Origin of the sequence: Kitasatospora sp. NPDC057198, from assembly GCF_042670125.1 — a bacterium.
Lineage (GTDB): Bacteria > Actinomycetota > Actinomycetes > Streptomycetales > Streptomycetaceae > Kitasatospora.
Map to the genome: position 1 here is coordinate 1 of NZ_JBHUWH010000011.1, position 17,768 is coordinate 17,768.

Consider the following 17,768-nt stretch of genomic DNA (forward strand, 5'->3'; position numbering starts at 1 on the left):
GCTGTTCCCGCGGGCCGCCAACAACGCGCTCCACCCCCCGGCGGGCGGCGCCAGCCTCACACGGGGCTACGGGCCCCCGGGCGCGGGCCCGCGAGCGGCCGCGGCCCCGGGGGGGGGCGCCGCCCGCCGGGCGGACCGGGGAGTCACCCCGGTCCGCCGGGGCGGTGACGGTCGTGGCAGGCATCGACAACTTCCGCTTCTCTACGGGCCGGTGGCTACTTGCCGCTGAACGAGGTGTTCATCGCGGCCGCGGCCTCCTTGGTGGCACCGGCCACGTCGGACTTGCCGGTGATGACCTTCTGCAGCATCGTCGGCACCACGTTCTGGGCGTCGATCTTGGCCCAGGCGGCGTCCTTCGGGACGAACTTGGTGCCCGCCGCGATGGTGTCGGTGAACGGCTTCAGCCACGGCTGCTTCTGCACCACCTCGGCGCGCGCCGAGGACAGCGTCGGCAGGTTGCCCATCGCGTCGAACAGCGCCAGCTGGTTCTTCTTCGACGCCAGTTCCTTGATGAAGTCGGCCGCCAGGCTGCGGTGCTGGGTCGACTTCATCACGCCCAGGTCGTTGCCGCCGGAGAACGCCGGGGCGATCGTCCCGGCCGTGGTGCCCGGCAGCGGCACGATCGCGTACTTGTCCTTCGCCGCGCCCGCCTCCACCGCGCTGCGCGAGGAGTTCGGCAGGATCGCCATGCCGGCCTTGCCCGCCGCGAACGCCTCCACGGTCTTGCCGCCGGTCAGGTCGGCGCACTGCTGCGCCGGGCAGATCGCGTCCGTGAACAGGTCGGTGTACGCCTTCACGCCCGCCTGCGACTGCGCCGAGTCGATCGCCGAGGTGTATGCCGAACCGCCCTGCGTCGCCAGGTCGCCGCCGTTGGCCCACACGAACGGCAGCGCGCCGAAGGTGTACTTGCCGCCGACCGCGATGCCCAGCATGTCGCCGTGCGCGGCCCGCACCTTCTCCGCCGCCGACTTCAGCCCGTCGTAGGTGGTCGGCGCCTGCAGGCCCAGCTCGGTGAACACGTCGGTGCGGTAATACAGCGCCCGCACGCCCAGCCACCAGGGCAGGCCGTACGTCTTGCCGTCCACCACCGCGGTGTCCTTCAGGTCCTGCGGCAGGTCCTTGCCCTCCTCCCAGCCGGCCAGGTCGGAGGTGATGTCGGCCAGGCCGCCCGAGGCGGTGTAGCCGAACAGGTCGGTGTTGCCGAACTCCACCACGTCCGGCGCCGAGGACGGGTCGTTGAACGCGCCCTTCATCTTCTCGGCGCGCGGACCGGCGTCGGTCGGGATGTACGACACCTCGACCTCGACGCCCGCGTGCTTCGCCTTGAAGTCGGCGACGGCCTGCGCCACCACCTGCTCCTTCGGCGCCCGGTTCGCCTCGTCGTACAGCCACACCTTCACGGTGCCGGTCTGCTTGTCCGCGGAGACGGTGTTCTTCGCGGTGCCCGGCGCACAGGCCGTGGCCACGGTGCCGGCCAGCACGGCAAGGGCGGCACCACGGGCCAGCTTCTTCATGCTCAACGTCATCTCCTCGCCGCAGCGGGACGCACCTGCGCGCCCCGGGGCGAACCGGGACATGCAGTGGGGGGATCGGTGTGAGCGGGACGTTAGAAACCCGCCGGGCACGGCGACAAGAGCAGACCGCGAAAGTTCTGCACTGCAAAACGATGTGCTGCGGAACTGGCACCCGGCCGGTGCGCGCCGTAGCGTCACACCCCATGACCAGCACCGCCGCCGAGAGCCGGCCCGCCGAGGGCCGGCCGGAACGCAACCAGTCCGCGTCGCTGCGCCGCGCCCTCGCGGTGCTCGAACACGTCCGGGACCACGCGGCGGCCGGCACCGACCTCAGCCTCACCGCGCTCGCCGACGGCCTGGAGATGTCCAAGTCCACCGTGCTGCGGCTGGCCGCCCCGCTGGTCGACGCCCAACTCCTCACCCGCGACCGCGACACCGGCCACTTCCGGCTCGGCCCCGGCGCCCTCCAGCTCGGCCAGGCGTACCTCGCCACCCTCGACCTGCGCACCGCCGCCTCCGAGGAGGCCCACCAGCTGATGCGCGAGGTCGGCGGCACCGTCCACCTGTGCGTCCCCGACACCCCGTACGTGGTCTACGTCGACAAGGTCGAGAACGAGACCGCCGTCCGGATGGCCTCCCGGATCGGCAGCCGCGCCCCCATGTACTGCACCGCCGTCGGCAAGGCCATGCTCGCCTGGATGCCCGAGGACGCCTTCGCCGCCGTCGTCGCCGACGGCCTGCCCGCCATCACCACCCGCACCCTCACCTCGGCCGCCGCCCTGCGCGCCGACCTCACCCGGATCCGCACCCGCGGCTACGCCGTCGACGACCGCGAGAACGAACCCGAGGTCCGCTGCATCGCCGCCCCCGTCTTCGACCACAACAACACCGTCATCGGCGCCATCTCCACCTCCGCCCTCACCTCCCGCATCACCGCCGCCCGCGCCCGCGAACTCGGCCCCGTCGTCGCCGCCACCGCGGCCCGCGTCTCCCGGCGGATGGGCTCGACGCGCTGACGGCGCCGCCCCGCCCACCGGCGGGTGGACGGGGCGCCGGGCCGGGCGGGCGAACCCTCAGCCGGCCTTGGTGGTCTCGGCGCTCTCGGCGTTCCCGGTGGTCCTGACCGCTTCGGCGGCTCCGGCGGCCGGGGTGCGGCGGAGCCTGGTGCCGAGGCGGTCCAGGCCGATGACCAGGGCGCCGAGGACGGCGAACTCGGCGACCAACTCGACCATCTGGAGGCCGACCCAGGCGTAGCCCTTCTCGGTCGGGTCGAGGAAGAAGTACGGGTAGCGGACGGGGAAGTCCGGGAAGAGGATCGCCCGGGTCTCGGTGAGCACGGCGTAGCCGAGGGGGTAGGAGAGCCACAGCGGCAGGTCGCGCCAGCGGGAGGCGTTGCGCGGGGAGAACACCAGCCACTCGGCCAGGACCAGCACCGGAGTGGTGTAGTGCAGGAAGAAGCTGGACCAGTGCTGGAGCCGCTCGGGGCCGGAGAACAGGCCGGGGATCGGGTTCTCGCCGTGGTTGAGCAGCACGTGCGCGACGATGCCGGTGATGGTGATGTACAGGACGGCGGCGCCGCGCAGCCGGGGCGCCGGGGCGTCGGCGGTGTCGCGCCTGGCCATCCAGTAGATCGCGGCCAGGAAGTAGCCGAGCACGATCACGTTGCTCTGGATGGTGAAGTACACCAGCGAGCTGTTGCTGAGGAAGATCCCCAGGAACGCGGACAGGACGATGGCGCTGCGCCACCAGGTGGCGGGTCGGGCCCAGACGGTCATGCGGTCACCGGTCGTTCGTTTCGGCGGTGCCCCCCGTGGGCACGACAGGTCGCCGCACTCTACCCGCCGGTTCGACGGTCGGAAAAGATCACCGGTCGGGGGTGGTGCGCACCCGCCCGCGCGTCCGTCCGGGCTCAGAAGGACAGCTGCGCGGGGGTGTGGGTGTGGCCCTCGATGCCGGACGCGGCGCGCCCGATCAGCTGCTGGGCGAGGTCGTTGCAGGCGCGGGCGGCGGCCAGTTCCTCGCCGATCGCGGCGTCGGCGTCGTCACCCGGATTGCGCCGGGCCGTGCCGGTGCCGCGGGCGCCGGGGGCGCTGAAGCCGCTGAGCGCGGCGGTGCAGGTGGTGCGGGACTCGTCCTCGTCGAAGTTCAGGTCGACGACCCAGTGGTTCTGCATGGCGGTTCACCTTCCCGGCTTCGTTCCCTTCCAGCCTCCGCCGCGGTCCGCCGGGCGTCAACGCGCGACGGCGGCGGCCGCGACGGCGGCGGCCGGGACGGCGGTGGTCGGGTCGGTGGTGGTCGGGTCGGTGGTGGTCGGGTCGGTGGTGGTCGGGTCGGTGGCGGTCGGTCGGTGGTCAGGGGGTGCGGAAGCCGCGGAAGACCACGTCGGCGTGGCGGACGAAGCCGAGCCGCTCGTAGAGGGCGAGCGCGCCGGTGTTGGTGGCGGCCACGTGCAGGAACGGGCGTTCGCCGCGGGCGGTGATCCGGGCGGCGAGTTCGCCGACCAGGTGGGCGGCCAGGCCGCGGCCGCGGGCCTCGGGGGCGGTGCAGACGGCGGAGACCTCGGTGAAGCCGGGCGGCCGCAGCCGTTCGCCGGCCATCGCGAGCAGGGGACCGTCCGGGTCGCCGGGGTCGCGGACGCCCAGGTAGGTCCCGAGTTCGCGGGTGCGCGGCCGGAACGGGCCGGGGCGGGTGCGCTCCACCAGGGCCAGCATCTCGGGCACGTCGGCGGCCCCCAGCTCGACCACCCGCAACCCGGCGGGAGCGGCCGGACGGATCGGCTCCCGCTGCACCAACTGGTGCCCGTCCAGCACGAATTCGGGCTTCCAGTGGGCGGGCGGCAGCGCCGGGCAGCTGAACAGGTCCGCGAACTCCCCAGCCCCGAGCAGCCCGGCCAAGTCGTCCCAGTCCCCGGGCCCGGGAGCGGTGCCGACGCTGCTGAAGCTCGCCACCTCCGGGTCGTAGCGCACCGCCCGCCCGTGCCGCCGGGCCAGGTGCGCGTGAGCGCCGTGCAGCGAGGCGCCCACGGGGTCGTCCAGTACGGCGGTGTCAGGTGTGCCCATGTCCGCGGATCCCTCCCGGTCGATCGGTCCACCCTCCATGATCGGACACGCCCGTCGCGGATCCCGCGCACTGCGGTCACCGACGCGCTCGGGGCGCGTCCAGCCAGCCCGCCCGGTCGACGCGCGCCTGCCCGACGCGCGCCCTGCCCGGCGCCGCTGTGCCCGGCTGTGCCCAACCGCCGGGCCGCCTGCTCTGCTCGGTGCCCCGCCGTCGGCGTTGCCGGGCTCTTGTTACCGGCGAGTCACGTCCCTATCATCGCCACTGTGACAGCTTCACTGTCAAACCTGGGAGGCGGTCGCCGATGACCTCCGCAACACCCCCCTCCGGCCCCCTGGTGGGGGTTCGGGTGCTGGAGCTGGCGGGCATCGGGCCCGGTCCGTTCGCCGCGATGCTGCTCGCCGACCTGGGGGCGGACGTGGTGCGGGTCGACCGGCCCGGTGGGCAGGGCCTCGGGCCGGACCCGGCGCGGGACCTGACCAACCGCAACAAGCGCTCCGTCCTGGTCGACCTGAAGACGGACGCGGGCGCCGCCGCCGTCCGCGACCTGGCGGCCCGCGCCGACCTGCTGGTGGAGGGCTGGCGTCCCGGTGTCGCCGAACGCCTCGGTGTCGGTCCGGACGACTGCCTGGCCCGCAATCCGGCGCTGGTGTACGGCCGGATGACCGGCTGGGGGCAGGACGGGCCGCTGGCCGAGCGCGCCGGGCACGACGTCACCTATCTGGCGACCTCCGGCCTGCTCGGGCTGATCGGCCCGCCCGACGGGCCCCCGGCGATCCCCGCCAACCTGCTCGGCGACTACGCGGGCGGCTCGCTCTACCTGGTGGTCGGCCTGCTCGCCGCGCTGCACCACGCCCGCGCCACCGGCACCGGCCAGGTGGTGGACGCCGCGATCGTGGACGGCGCCGCGCACCTGTCCACCATGCTGTGGGGCCTGCTGGACGCCGGGCTCTGGCAGGACCGGCGCGGCACCAACCTGCTGGACGGCGGCGCCCCCTGGTACGGCACGTACCGCACCTCGGACGGCCGCTGGATGGCGGTCGGCCCGCTGGAGCCGCGCTTCTACGCCGAGTTCGCCCGTCTGCTGGAGCTCGGCCCGGACGCCCCCGACCAGTACGACCCGGCGCGCTGGCCCGAACTGCGGGAGATCCTGGCGGCCCGGTTCGCCACCCGTACCCAGGCCGAGTGGACGGCCCTGTTCGAGGGCCACGACGCCTGCGTGGCACCGGTGTTGACGCTCGGTCAGGCCGCCGAGCACCCGCACCTGGCGGCCCGCGGCAGCTACCCCGAACACGGCGGCACCCGCCAGCCCGCCCCCGCCCCGCGCTTCTCCGCCACCCCCGGCGCGCTGCGCACCCCGCCCGCCCGGCCCGGCGAGCACACCGCCGAGGTGGCCCGCGACTGGGCCGTCCCCGCCCTGGCCCCGGCAACGAGCCCCGCATCGAGCCCCGCATCGAGCCCCGCAACAAGTTCCGCCCCGAACCCGAACCCGAACCCCCCTGCCCCGCCCGCCTCCTGAAGGGACCAGCCCGTGCAGCGCGAGCTCTACACCGAGGAGCACGAGGACTTCCGCACCACCGTCCGGGCCTTCCTGGAGCGGGAGGTCGTCCCGCACCACGCCCGCTGGGAGCGGCAGGGCGTCGTCGACCGCTCCGCCTGGCTGGCCGCCGGGAAGGCCGGGCTGCTCGGCCTGGCGGTGGAGGAGCGGTACGGGGGCGGGGGCAGCGCCGACTTCCGGTTCGCCGCCGTGCTGGCCGAGGAGTTCGTCCGGGCCGGGGCCAGCGGCCTGGCCGTCGGCCTGCACAACGACATCGTCGGCCCGTACCTGACCGGCCTGGGCACCGAGGAGCAGAAGCGGCGCTGGCTGCCCGGCTTCTGCTCCGGCGAGCTGGTCACCGCGATCGCGATGACCGAACCGGAGACCGGCTCCGACCTGCAGGCGATCCGCACCACCGCGGTCGACGCGGGCGACCACTACCTGCTGAACGGCGCCAAGACCTTCATCTCCAACGGCATCCTGGCCGACCTGGTCGTGGTGGTCGCGAAGACCACCGCCGAGGGCGGCGCGCACGGCCTGAGCCTGCTGGTGGTCGAGCGCGGCGCGCCGGGCTTCGAGCGCGGCCGCAACCTCGACAAGATCGGCCAGCACGCGCAGGACACCGCCGAGTTGTTCTTCCACGACGTGCGCGTCCCGAAGGCCGACCTGCTGGGGGAGGAGAACCAGGGCTTCCTCCACCTGATGCGCAACCTGGCCCAGGAGCGGCTGGCGATCGCGGTGGCCGCGATCGCCGCCGCCGAGTCCGTCCTGGAGGAGACCATCGGGTACGTCAAGCGGCGCACCGCGTTCGGCCGGCCGCTGGCCAAGCTCCAGCACGTCCGGTTCGAGATCGCCGAACTGGCCACCGAGTGCGCCGTCACCCGGGCCTTCGTGGACCGCTGCGTCACCGAGCACAACCGGTACGCGCTGACCCCAGTGGACGCCTCGATGGCCAAGTGGTGGGCCACCGAACTGCAGAAGCGCACCGCCGACCGCTGTCTGCAACTGCACGGCGGCTCCGGCTACATGAGCGACAGCGCGGTTGCTCGGGCGTTCACCGACGGGCGTGTCCAGACCATCTACGGCGGCACCACCGAGATCATGAAAGAGATCGTCGGCCGCTCCCTGCTCTCCTGAGCCCGCCCCGCCGACCGACCGAAACCGTCCGAAAGGCACCCACACCGTGACCACCGAAGCGTACGTCTACGACGCGATCCGCACCCCGCGCGGGCGCGGCAAGCAGAACGGCTCCCTGCACGGCACCAAGCCGATCGACCTGGTGGTCGGCCTGATCCACGAACTCCGGCGCCGCTTCCCGTCGTTGGACCCGGCGGCGATCGACGACATCGTGCTCGGCGTGGTCAGCCCGATCGGCGACCAGGGCTCCGACATCGCCCGGGTCGCGGCGATCGCCGCCGGGCTGCCCGACACCGTCGCGGGCGTGCAGGAGAACCGCTTCTGCGCGTCCGGCCTGGAGGCGGTCAACCTGGCTGCGGCGAAGGTCCGTTCGGGCTGGGAGGACCTGATCCTGGCCGGCGGCGTCGAGTCGATGTCCCGGGTCAAGATGGGCTCGGACGGCGGTGCCTGGTTCGCCGACCCGATGACCGCGTACGAGACCGGCTTCGTCCCGCAGGGCATCGGCGCCGACCTGATCGCCACCGTCGAGGGCCTGAGCCGCACCGACGTGGACGCGTTCGCCGCCGAGTCGCAGGCCCGCGCGGCGAAGGCGCAGGCCGACGGCCTGTTCGACCGCTCGGTGGTGCCGGTGCGCGACCGCAACGGGCTGGTGGTGCTGGGCCGCGACGAGTTCATCCGCCCCGGCACCACCGTCGAGTCGCTGGCCGGGCTCAAGCCGTCCTTCGCCGACATCGGCGAACTCGGCGGCTTCGACGCCGTCGCGCTGCAGAAGTACCACTGGGTGGAGTCCATCGACCACGTCCACCACGCGGGCAACTCCTCCGGCATCGTGGACGGCGCCGCGCTGGTCGCGATCGGCTCGCGGGAGATCGGCGAGCGCTACGGCCTCACCCCGCGGGCCCGGATCGTCTCCGCCGCGGTCTCCGGCTCCGAACCCACCATCATGCTCACCGGCCCCGCCCCCGCCACCCGCAAGGCGCTCGCCAAGGCCGGGCTGAGCGCCGCCGACATCGACCTGGTCGAGATCAACGAGGCGTTCGCCGCCGTTGCCCTGCGCTTCATGCGCGAACTCGGCTTCCGGCACGACCAGGTGAACGTCAACGGCGGCGCCATCGCGCTCGGCCACCCGCTCGGCGCGACCGGCGCCATGCTGATCGGCACCCTGGTCGACGAACTGGAGCGCCGCGACCTGCGCTACGGCCTGGCCACCCTGTGCGTCGGCGGCGGCATGGGCATCGCCACCGTCATCGAACGCGTCAACTCCTGACCATCCGTCAACTCACGTACACACCCAAGGACTTCACAGACATGACCGACGTGAGCAGCCCCATCCGCTGGGAGCAGGACCAGGACGGCGTGGTCACCCTCGTCCTCGACGACCCCGCCCAGTCCGCCAACACCATGAACGCCGCGTTCACCGACGCGCTCGAAGCCACCGTCGAACGGCTGTCCGCCACACCGGAGTTGACCGGCGTCATCGTCACCTCCGCGAAGAAGACCTTCTTCGCCGGCGGCGACCTCACCCTGCTCTCCGCGGCCGGGCCCGAGGACGCCGAGCGGGTGTTCACCGACTCGATGCGGATCAAGCGGGCGCTGCGCCGGCTGGAGACGCTCGGCAAGCCGGTGGTCGCCGCGATCAACGGCGCCGCGCTCGGCGGCGGCCTGGAGATCGCCCTCGCCTGCCACCACCGGATCGCCCTGGACGCCCCCGGCAGCAGGATCGGCCTGCCCGAGGTCACCCTCGGCCTGCTGCCCGGCGGCGGCGGAGTGGTGCGCACCGTGCGGATGCTCGGCATCGCCGACGCCCTGCTCAAGGTGCTCCTGCAAGGTCAGCGGTACCGCCCGGCGCAGGCCCTCGAGCACGGCCTGGTGCACGAACTCGCCGCCACCGCCGAGGAGATGGACGCCAAGGCGCGCGCCTTCCTCGCCGCCCACCCGACCAGCCTGCAGCCCTGGGACGCCAAGGGGTACAAGATCCCCGGCGGCACGCCCAGCACCCCCGCGCTCGCCGCCAACCTGCCCGCCTTCCCCGCCAACCTGCGCAAGCAGCTCAACGGCGCGCCCTACCCGGCGCCGCGCAACATCCTGGCCGCGGCGGTGGAGAGCAGCCAGGTCGACGTGGACACCGCGTTCGCCGTCGAGGCCCGGTACTTCACCGAACTCGCCTGCGGGCCCACCTCGAAGAACATGATCAAGGCGTTCTTCTTCGACATGCAGGCCGTCAACTCCGGCGCCTCCCGCCCGAGTTCGGTGCCCGAACGGAAGGCCGCGAAGGTCGCGGTGCTGGGCGCGGGCATGATGGGCGCGGGCATCGCGTACTCCTGCGCCGCGGCGGGCCTCGACGTCCTGCTCAAGGACGTCACCGCCGAGGCCGCCGAACGCGGAAAGGCGTACAGCGCGGGCCTGTTGGACAAGCAGGTGGCCCGCGGCCGGATGACCGCCGACGAGCGCGCCGCGTTCCTGGCCCGGATCACCCCCACCGCGGACGCCGCCGACCTGGCCGGCTGCGACACCGTCATCGAGGCGGTCTTCGAGAACCCCGAGCTCAAGCACAAGGTGTTCCAGGAGGTCCAGCACGTCGTCGCGCCCGACGCGCTGCTCTGCTCCAACACCTCCACCCTGCCGATCGGCCTGCTCGCCGAAGGCGTCGAACGGAGCGCCGACTTCATCGGCCTGCACTTCTTCTCGCCCGTCGACAAGATGCCGCTGGTCGAGATCATCCGCGGCCCGCGCACCGGCGACGAGGCGCTCGCCCGGGCCTTCGACCTGGTCCGGCAGATCCGCAAGACCCCGATCGTGGTCAACGACTCCCGCGGATTCTTCACCTCCCGGGTCATCGGCCAGTTCCTCAACGAGGGCGTCGCGATGATCGGAGAGGGCCTCGACCCGTCCTCCGTCGAACAGGCCGCCGCCCAGGCCGGCTACCCCGCCAAGGTCCTCGCGCTGCTCGACGAACTCACCCTCACCCTGCCCCGCAAGATCCGCAACGAGGCCCGCCGCGCCGTCGAGGAGGCCGGCGGCAGCTGGACCGGCCACCCCGGCGAAGCCGTCCTGGACCGGATGCTCGACGAGTTCGACCGCCCCGGCCGCAGCGGCGGCGCCGGCTTCTACGAGTACGCCGACGGCCGCCGCACCCGGCTCTGGCCCGGCCTGCGCGAGCACTTCGTGCAGTCCGGCGCGGAGATCCCGTTCGAGGACATGAAGGAGCGGATGCTGTTCAGCGAGGCGCTCGACTCGATCCGCTGCCTCGACGAGAACGTCCTCACCTCGGTCGCCGACGCCAACATCGGCTCCATCCTCGGCATCGGCTTCCCCGCCTGGACCGGCGGCGTCCTCCAGTACGTCAACGGCTACCCCGGCGGCCCGGCCGGCTTCACCGCCCGCGCCCGCGAACTCGCCGCCGCCTACGGCGAACGCTTCACCCCGCCCGCCTCGCTGGTCGCCCTCGCCGAGAGCGGCGGCCGCTACTAGGAACGGCTGCCGCTACCAGGAACGGCCGCCGCTCCGGTGCAAGGGCCAACAGCCGTCAGGGGACGAACGGTTGGGGAATCCGGCCACCGGCGGCGGCCGCAGTGGCTACTGTTGCGTCGACCGCTCGTTCGACTTCGCCGGCCGACGCAAGGAGCGCACGCGTGACACCCGTCCTGCGGGCCAGGGCCCTGCACGTCAACTACGGCCCGACCGCCGCAGTGGCGGGCGTGGACCTGAGCATCGGCCCCGGAGAGGTGGTGGGGGTGGTGGGTGCGTCCGGATCGGGCAAGACCACCCTCCTGCACTGCCTCTCCGGGCTGCTGGCCCCCGACAGCGGCAGCGTCCTCTTCCGGGACCGGCCGGTCGAGACCATGACGGAGCGCCAACGCGACGAACTGCGCCGCTCCCACTTCGGGTTCGTCTTCCAGTTCGGCGACCTCGTCCCGGAGTTGACGCTGGTGGAGAACGTCTCGCTGCCGCTGCGCCTGCAGGGGGTCCGGGCGGCGCGGGCCCGGGAGCGGGCGGCCGAGCAACTGGACGCGCTCGGTGTCGGGCACCTGGGGCCGCGCACGGTCGGGGAGGTGTCCGGCGGGGAACTGCAGCGGGCGGCGATCGCACGGGCGGTGGTGCACCGTCCGGACGTGGTGTTCGCGGACGAGCCGACGGGCGCCCTGGACGACCGCAACTCCGAGGCGGTGTTCGACCTGCTGCTCCAGCAGGCCCGCACGCACGGCGCGGCGGTGGTCCTGGTCACCCACGACCGGCACCTGGCCGCCCGCGCCGACCGCACCGTGGTCCTGGCCGGCGGCCGGGAGGTCGGAACCGGAACGGAGGCCGGAACCGGGGCCGGGACGGGGACCGGGGCCGGATGAGCGCGTCGTTGCGGACCGCGCTCGCGGTCGCCTGGCGGACCGTCGTCTCACGCCAGGGGCGGCGCCGGGTCGTGCTGCTCGCCCTGGTCGGCGCGGTGGCCGCGCTGGGCGTGCTGGCCGCCTTCGGCACCGCGGCGATGCAGGGGCGCGAGAACGCCCGCGCGGCGGCGATGGTGCCGGTGCTCGGGCCCCAGCCGGGGCAGGGCGGCGCCCCCGTGTTCAGCCGCCCCGGAGTCGCGGAGACCGGGTGGAGCGAACTGGAGCAGGACTACCGGGGCCACCGGGTGAAGGTCGTGCGGGTGGCCGACCCGTCCGGCCGCGGTCCGCTCGCGCCCGGCATCACCGCCTGGCCGCACCCGGGACAGGTGCTGGTCAGCCCGGCGCTGGGGAGGCTGCTGCGCGACTCCGGCGGGCCGATCGGGCGCTGGTTCGCCGGCCGGGACGTCGCCGTGCTGCCGCCCGCGGCCGTCGGCAGCGCGGGCCAACTGCTGGCCTACGTGGGGGTCGCGCCCGAGGAACTGCGGACCGGCCAGGGCCCGCTGATCGGGTTCGGCGGCGAGGGCGGCCCCGGATTCGGCTGGTACCCGGCGCTGGGCTGCATGCTCTTCCTCGTCCTGCCCGGCTTCGCCCTCGTGCTCACCGCCAGCCGCTTCGGCCGCCAGGTCCGCACTGTCCGCCACCAGGCGCTGCGGCTGCTCGGCCTGCCCGCCTCCTGCGCCCGGCTGGGGGGTGCGGTGGAAACCGCGCTGCCCGTCGCGGCGGGGGCACTGCTCGCCGTGCTCGCCTGGCCGTGGCTGCTGCCGGACGCCCTCGCCCTACCGGTGACCGGCCGGGAACTCTTCGGCGCCGACCTGCGGGTCACGGCCGCTCGGTCCGCGCTCGCCGTCGCGGTGCCGGCCGTCCTCGCCGGGGTGCTGGGCGCGGCCACCGCCGCCGGCTCCGCCCGCACCGCGCGCGGTGTGGGCTTCCTCAGGCCGGTACGCCTCACCAGCCCGTGGGTGGCGCTGCTGTTCGGCGCCGGCCTGCTGCTCGTCGCGGTCGCGTACTGGCGCCACAAGGCCCGCGACCCGCTGCTGTGGACGGCCGTCGTCCTCCTCGGCGCCGGCCTGCCCAGTGCCGCGGCCTGGAGCGGCCAGCGACTGGCCCGGCTGCTGGGACGGATCGAGGCGGGCACCGTCTGGTTGCTGACCACCCGTCGGGTCGCCGCCGACGCCCAGTCGAGGTTCCGGGTGGCCGGGATGGTCGGGGTCGCGGTGTTCGCGGTCGGCGCGGCCCAGCCCGTCGCCCAGGTCCTCGCCCAGCCGAACCTGCCCTGGACCGTCCAGGCCCGCGCCGCCGGGCACGCCGACCTGCTGACCCGGGCCGAGACCCTCGAATCCGTCCCGCTCCACCTGGACGAGCCCCCGTCCGCCGTCCGCTCCCTCGTCCCCGCCGTCGCCCTGTGGGAACCCGGGCAGGACACCGCCGCCCGCCCCGCCGCCACCGCGCTCGTCGCCACCTGCCCGCAGCTGGAAGCCCTCTTCGCCCGGCCGCTGCCCGACTGCACCGGCGGCCGGATGGCGCTGCGCCGCGACGACGTCCCCGCCCCGGCGGACACCGGGACGGCCGGGCCGCTGCTGGTCCGCTCCGCCGACCTCACCCGCGCGCAGACCCTCCCGCCCGCCACCGCGGCACTGACCGTCCCGGACGGGCAGGACGCCCCGGTGGAGGCCGCCATGGTGCTGCCGCCCGACGACCCCGCGCTCACCGCACTGGGCGAGCCCTTCCAGCACACCGCCTACCTGCGGGTCGCGGTGGACCCGGCGGCCTGGGAGGACGTACGGGCCTGGGTCGTGTCCTCCTCGCCCGCGCACCGGCTGGAGAACTCCTACCAGATGTCGGAGACGGTCGACAGCACCGGCAGCTGGGTCCTGCTCGGACTGGCCACCGCGGCCGCGATCACCCTGCTCGGCGCCGTGCTGTCCGTCGCCGAGGACGGCGGCCGCCGCCGCGAGTGGTTCGGCCTGCGGGCGCTGGGCGTCCCGCGCACCCGGCTGACCGCCGTCCACCTCGCCGAATCCGCCCTCACCTCGACGGTCACCGCCGCCCTGGCCACCCTCGCCTCCGGCACGGTCGGCGCCGCCTACCTGCGCATCAACGACGACCGCCTCGACAGCGGCCTCCCCTACCTCCTCGCCGCGCTCGCCGGGGTCGCCGCCGTCGTCCTCACCGCCCTCGCGAGCAGCTGGACCACCCTGCGCACCCCCCGCCGCCGCCGACCGCCCGGCGCCGCTCCGCCTGCGGACCCCGCCCACCCGGCGCCGCCCCGGCCCTGACCGTGGCCCGGCGCGGGGCCGCGAGGGCCGGGCGGCCGGCGCTCAGCCCCGGTCCGCCCCGGCGCCGCGCGCGGCCAGCAGGCGGCCGGCGCCGATCAGGCCGGAGTCGTCGTCCGCGACGCCGAGCACCACCATCCGGCGGATCTCCTCGGAGCTCAGGCCGAAGCAGCCGAGCCGCTCCAGCTCGGCGGTCAGCAGTTCGGCGTAGCGCGGCCCGACGGCCAGCGCGAAACCGCCGATCAGCAGGTAGCGGCGGATGCCGATCGAGGTGAACATCGCGGTGATCGCCGAGGCCAGCGCGGTGAACCCGCCGCGCAGCGCCTCGGTCGCGAAGCCGTCCCCGGCCCGGACGGCGGCCACCACGGCGCGGTTGTCGAGCAGTCCGGGGTCGGGGGCGGCCGCCGCCAGGGCGGAGCGGGCGTAGCCGTCCGGGTCGGCGAGCGCGGCGCGGCGGGCGGCGGCCAGCGCGCCGCGCCCGGAGGCCAGGGCGCCCAGGTGGCCGCGGCCGCCGCAGTCGCAGGGGGCCGCGTCGGGCGACGGGTCGACCGTCCAGTGGCCGATCTCGCCGCCGTGCCCCTCGCTGTCGAGCAGCACCTCCCCGTCCCGGAAGACCTTGTTGCCTATCCCGGAGCTCACCGTGATCAGGCAGAACGGCCGCTCGTCCGCGGGCTCCACGTACCGCCACACCGCCGCCGTCAGGTCGTTGACCACGACGACCGGCAGGCCCAGCCGCTCCTCCAGCCACTGCCGCACCGCCACCTGCTCGCCCGGCCCGCCCCAGACGGTCGGCGCGGCCAGCGCCCGGCCGTCCGCGGTGACCGGCCCGGCGAAGGCGACGGCGACGGCGCTGCTGCCGTGCCGCTCGACGGCCTCGGCGGCGAGCGCGGCGACCTGCTCCATGACCCGGGTCTGCACCTCCGCCACCGGCAGGTCGGGGTGCTCGCCGATGCCGTCGGTCGGCACCCGCCGGACGTCGGTGACGGTGTCCTCGTCCACCCCGTAGCGGGCGGTGCGCAGCGTGGTGCCGCCGAGGTCGATCACGGTGAATGCGGCGTCGGACAAGGGTCGCTCCCCAGGCTTCGGTGCTCGGACGGTGCTGCGACGACGCAGGCCGGACCGCCGTCGCGGCGTGATCGTACACGCCCGCGACCAAATATGGGAGCGCTCCCACGGCGGCTTTCGCCGCCCGCCGCCCGGTCCGCCGGTAAACGGGGTGCGGCAGCGGGAGCCGCCGCGCACCATGGTGGGCGGCGCCGTCCGTTCCCGTCGAAAGGCCCCGAGGCATGATGAGGCAGTGGCCGACGGCAACCGTGCGGACCGCGGCCGACGGGTACTACGGGAGGCGGATCGCCTCACCGCGGATGCTGGTCGCAGGTGCCCCCGCGAGCCTGGCCGGGCTGCTGGAGCCGCAGCTCGACCGGCTGGAGTCGGAGCGGCGGAGCCGGCAGGCGGACGCCCGACTGCCGGACGGGGCCGTGCTCGACCTCTACCTGGACACCTTCGACCCGGAGCACCCGGAGGACGACCTGCGCCCGTTGGCCGACGCCGCGGCGGAGGACGAACGGCGGGCCCGACTGCTGCTCCGCCGGGAGTTGGAAGCCCTGGGGTACGGCCTCGACCCGGACCCGGATCCGGACCCGGATCCGGACCCGCACGCGCCGCCCGCCGTCCGGACGTACCCGTGGCCGGCGGCCCGGACGGCCGTTCCGGTCGGCGGCGAGGCGTTCGACGACCTGCGCCGGGCCGAGGCGTACGTGCTGGCGCAGTACGACCGCGCCGTCCGCGCGGCCTGCACCGCGGCGGGGCTGGAGCCGACCGGGGAGGCGGTGGGGCGCCCGCACTTCCTCTTCGAGGCCCGCGAGCCGGACTCGCTCCGCGGCGACGGCCCACCGGTCGTCTTCGTCCCCGCCCCGGGGGAGGACGGCCGGGACGGGGTGGAAGTGGGCTGGACGGACGACCGGAAGGGCTGGTTCCAGGGCCCGTACGAGAACTGGTCCGGGTGGAGCGGGGACGTGCGCGAGCCGCTGTCGCTGCCGCTGTTCGCCCACCCCGAGGACGTCGCCGCCGTCGTGCGGCAACTGCTGGCGGGCGAACGCCCGATCGTCCCCCGGCCCCGGGAGTGGGAGCACACCGACGCGCTGACCACGCTCTGGGAGCAGGCCGGGGCGCTGGAGCGGCTCCACCGGGAGCGCGGCGAAACGCACTGGTGACAGGGCCGGGGTCGGCGGCGCGGCCCGGGGCGGCATGATCGGGGTCGTGACCACGCCTTCCGCACCTTCCGATCCCGCCCTCCGCTACCCCGAGGTCGCGGCCCGCGGCAGCCTCGCCGCCGCCCTCCGGGCCGCCGCGCGGGGCGGCCTCGACGGCGTTCCCGTCCGGCCGTCGGGTTCCGTGCCGCTGCTCTCCGCCACCGTGGGGAGCGTGCTGCCGTACCGCGGGCTGCTGACGATCGACGCGCGGACGCACGAGCGGCGGTGGGACGTCCGGAGCGCCGAGCCGTTCCCGGGCGGGATGCTGCTCCGGGGCGGCACGGACGACCTGGCGGCGGTCGCCCGGGCGGTCCGGGCCTGGTACGAGGGGGACGGGCTGGCGGAGGTCGAGCGGGCGGCGCCGTTCCTCCGGCGCTCCGGGCGGTTCGAGGAGCCGGGCCCCGCTCCGGCGGAACTGGTCGAGTCCGAGTGGCAGCGGATGCGCCGGGCGGCCGCCGCGCTGGAACTCCCCTGGCGGGACGGGTTCCTGGCCCTGGTCGAGGCGGCGTACGCCGAACCGGCGCTGCGCGCGCTCCACCCGTTCACGAGCCACTGGACGCTGCGCTTCTCGACCACCACCGGCCCGTTCCTCGCCCACGTCGGACCGGGCCTGTCGGTGGACGGCGACGGCGTCTTCGGGGTGGGCCGGGGCTTCGGCGCCCCGGACCTCGGCCGGTTCGCCACCGCGCGCGAGGCGGTGGCACTGGCGGTGCGCCACCTGCCGTCCGGCCTGGGCCCGGTCGGGTACGGCCGGCAGCGGGCGGAGGGCTGAGCACCGTCCCGTCGTTCCGCGCCGCCGGGCCCCGGCCCGGTCAGCGGCCGTCCCGGCCCGGTCCGTCCTCGCCCCGCCCGTCCTCGCCCTGCCCGCCCTCGGTCTGCCTGTCCTCGGCCTGCGGGCGGGCCAGCTCCTCGGCCAGGGAGCGTTGGAAGGCCGTCACCAGGGCCTGGACCACCACCGGCTGGATCCGGTCGGCGAGTTCCCGCATCCGGTCCAGTTCCTCGGGGGGCGGGTCGCTCTCCCGGTACGGGCGCCAGACGGTGTCCCGGAAGAGGCGGTGCAGGTCGTGGGCGGTGGCCCGGCTGTGCAGGCGGACCACGGCGCGGGCGGCGAGCAGGGTCTCCAGCGGGATCGGCACGTCCAGCACCCGCACCCCCAGCGGGAGCAGGCCCGGGTCGAGCTTGAACACGTCCGGGTCGGCGGTGCGGTGCAGGGCGCCCATCGCGGCGAGCGAGTCCAGGTCGGCGTCCGAGAGCGGGCGGCCGGCCCGGCGTTCGATCTGGTCGCGGTGGGCCTCCTCGGCCGACTCCGGCGTCCAGGAGGCGACCAGGGCGCGGTGGATCGCCAAGTCCAACTCGCCGATGTCCTGCGGGAGTTGGGTCAGGTAGCGATCGATCGCGGCCAGCGTCAGCCCCTGCCGCTGGAGCTCCTCGATCAGCTCCAGCCGCCCCAGGTGCTCGGCCCCGTACCAGCCCACCCGCCGGGCGCCCAGCTCCGGCGGCGGCAGCAGCCCCTTCGCCGCGTAGAACCGCAGCGTCCGCACCGTCACCCCGGCCCGGTCCGCGAGTTCCTCCACCGTCCACCGCGGCCCGTTCGCCACGCCCGCTCCCTCGCCCCG

General features: G+C 74.9%; 15 protein-coding genes. 9 read left to right on the plus strand and 6 right to left on the minus strand.

Annotation, left to right across the window (positions count from 1 at the left end; translation table 11 throughout):
- Positions 1-215: 215 nt before the first annotated feature.
- Positions 216-1,514 carry a sugar ABC transporter substrate-binding protein gene (locus ACFUEL_RS02625; RefSeq protein WP_380234126.1) on the minus strand — a complete coding sequence of 433 codons (1,299 nt, stop codon included), beginning with the start codon at positions 1,512-1,514 and terminating at the stop codon, positions 216-218.
- A 203-nt stretch (positions 1,515-1,717) separates the two neighbouring features.
- Between ACFUEL_RS02625 and ACFUEL_RS02630 the strand changes: the two genes are divergently transcribed.
- Positions 1,718-2,530: an IclR family transcriptional regulator gene (locus ACFUEL_RS02630; RefSeq protein ID WP_380234080.1), complete on the plus strand. Its 813-nt coding sequence runs from the start codon at positions 1,718-1,720 to the stop codon at positions 2,528-2,530.
- A gap of 57 nt (positions 2,531-2,587) precedes the next feature.
- Here ACFUEL_RS02630 and ACFUEL_RS02635 read toward each other — a convergent pair whose 3' ends face one another.
- The 3 genes from ACFUEL_RS02635 to ACFUEL_RS02645 all read right to left on the minus strand — a co-directional run bounded on the left by ACFUEL_RS02635 (position 2,588) and on the right by ACFUEL_RS02645 (position 4,573).
- Positions 2,588-3,289: a Pr6Pr family membrane protein gene (locus ACFUEL_RS02635; RefSeq protein ID WP_380234082.1), complete on the minus strand. Its 702-nt coding sequence runs from the start codon at positions 3,287-3,289 to the stop codon at positions 2,588-2,590.
- Between the two features lie 134 nt (positions 3,290-3,423).
- Complete coding sequence (locus ACFUEL_RS02640; protein WP_380234083.1) at positions 3,424-3,687, minus strand: DUF1876 domain-containing protein; 264 nt, start codon at positions 3,685-3,687, stop codon at positions 3,424-3,426.
- A gap of 178 nt (positions 3,688-3,865) precedes the next feature.
- On the minus strand, positions 3,866-4,573 hold the full coding sequence (locus ACFUEL_RS02645) for a GNAT family N-acetyltransferase (RefSeq protein WP_380234084.1): 708 nt from the start codon (positions 4,571-4,573) through the stop codon (positions 3,866-3,868).
- Positions 4,574-4,875: 302 nt separating this feature from the next.
- On the opposite strand from ACFUEL_RS02645, the gene ACFUEL_RS02650 reads away from it, so the two are divergent.
- From ACFUEL_RS02650 to ACFUEL_RS02675, 6 genes are all read left to right on the plus strand, one after another.
- The gene (locus ACFUEL_RS02650) at positions 4,876-6,090 is read left to right on the plus strand and encodes a CaiB/BaiF CoA transferase family protein (RefSeq protein WP_380234085.1); all 1,215 of its coding nucleotides are present in this window, start codon (positions 4,876-4,878) and stop codon (positions 6,088-6,090) included.
- A 12-nt stretch (positions 6,091-6,102) separates the two neighbouring features.
- A complete protein-coding gene (locus ACFUEL_RS02655) occupies positions 6,103-7,245 on the plus strand; it encodes an acyl-CoA dehydrogenase family protein (RefSeq protein ID WP_380234086.1) in 1,143 nt (380 codons plus the stop codon).
- Positions 7,246-7,291: 46 nt separating this feature from the next.
- Positions 7,292-8,512, plus strand: a complete 1,221-nt coding sequence (locus ACFUEL_RS02660; RefSeq protein ID WP_380234087.1) for an acetyl-CoA C-acetyltransferase — start codon at positions 7,292-7,294, stop codon at positions 8,510-8,512.
- Between the two features lie 41 nt (positions 8,513-8,553).
- The gene (locus ACFUEL_RS02665; RefSeq protein ID WP_380234088.1) at positions 8,554-10,716 is read left to right on the plus strand and encodes a 3-hydroxyacyl-CoA dehydrogenase NAD-binding domain-containing protein; all 2,163 of its coding nucleotides are present in this window, start codon (positions 8,554-8,556) and stop codon (positions 10,714-10,716) included.
- A 161-nt stretch (positions 10,717-10,877) separates the two neighbouring features.
- Positions 10,878-11,588 carry an ABC transporter ATP-binding protein gene (locus tag ACFUEL_RS02670; protein ID WP_380234089.1) on the plus strand — a complete coding sequence of 237 codons (711 nt, stop codon included), beginning with the start codon at positions 10,878-10,880 and terminating at the stop codon, positions 11,586-11,588.
- On the plus strand, positions 11,585-13,903 hold the full coding sequence (locus ACFUEL_RS02675) for a hypothetical protein (RefSeq protein WP_380234090.1): 2,319 nt from the start codon (positions 11,585-11,587) through the stop codon (positions 13,901-13,903). The genes ACFUEL_RS02670 and ACFUEL_RS02675 overlap by 4 nt, the downstream gene beginning before the upstream one ends.
- A gap of 42 nt (positions 13,904-13,945) precedes the next feature.
- On the opposite strand, the gene ACFUEL_RS02680 is transcribed toward ACFUEL_RS02675, so the two are convergent.
- Positions 13,946-14,965, minus strand: a complete 1,020-nt coding sequence (locus tag ACFUEL_RS02680; protein ID WP_380234091.1) for an ROK family protein — start codon at positions 14,963-14,965, stop codon at positions 13,946-13,948.
- 299 nt (positions 14,966-15,264) lie between these two features.
- Here ACFUEL_RS02680 and ACFUEL_RS02685 point away from each other — a divergent pair, with 299 nt between their 5' ends.
- Positions 15,265-16,113, plus strand: a complete 849-nt coding sequence (locus ACFUEL_RS02685) for a hypothetical protein (RefSeq protein ID WP_380234092.1) — start codon at positions 15,265-15,267, stop codon at positions 16,111-16,113.
- A 46-nt stretch (positions 16,114-16,159) separates the two neighbouring features.
- Positions 16,160-16,924, plus strand: coding sequence for a DUF6193 family natural product biosynthesis protein (locus tag ACFUEL_RS02690; RefSeq protein ID WP_380234094.1), 765 nt, complete (start codon positions 16,160-16,162; stop codon positions 16,922-16,924).
- Between the two features lie 40 nt (positions 16,925-16,964).
- On the opposite strand, the gene ACFUEL_RS02695 is transcribed toward ACFUEL_RS02690, so the two are convergent.
- Complete coding sequence (locus tag ACFUEL_RS02695) at positions 16,965-17,750, minus strand: MerR family transcriptional regulator (RefSeq protein ID WP_380234095.1); 786 nt, start codon at positions 17,748-17,750, stop codon at positions 16,965-16,967.
- Positions 17,751-17,768: the final 18 nt, after the last annotated feature.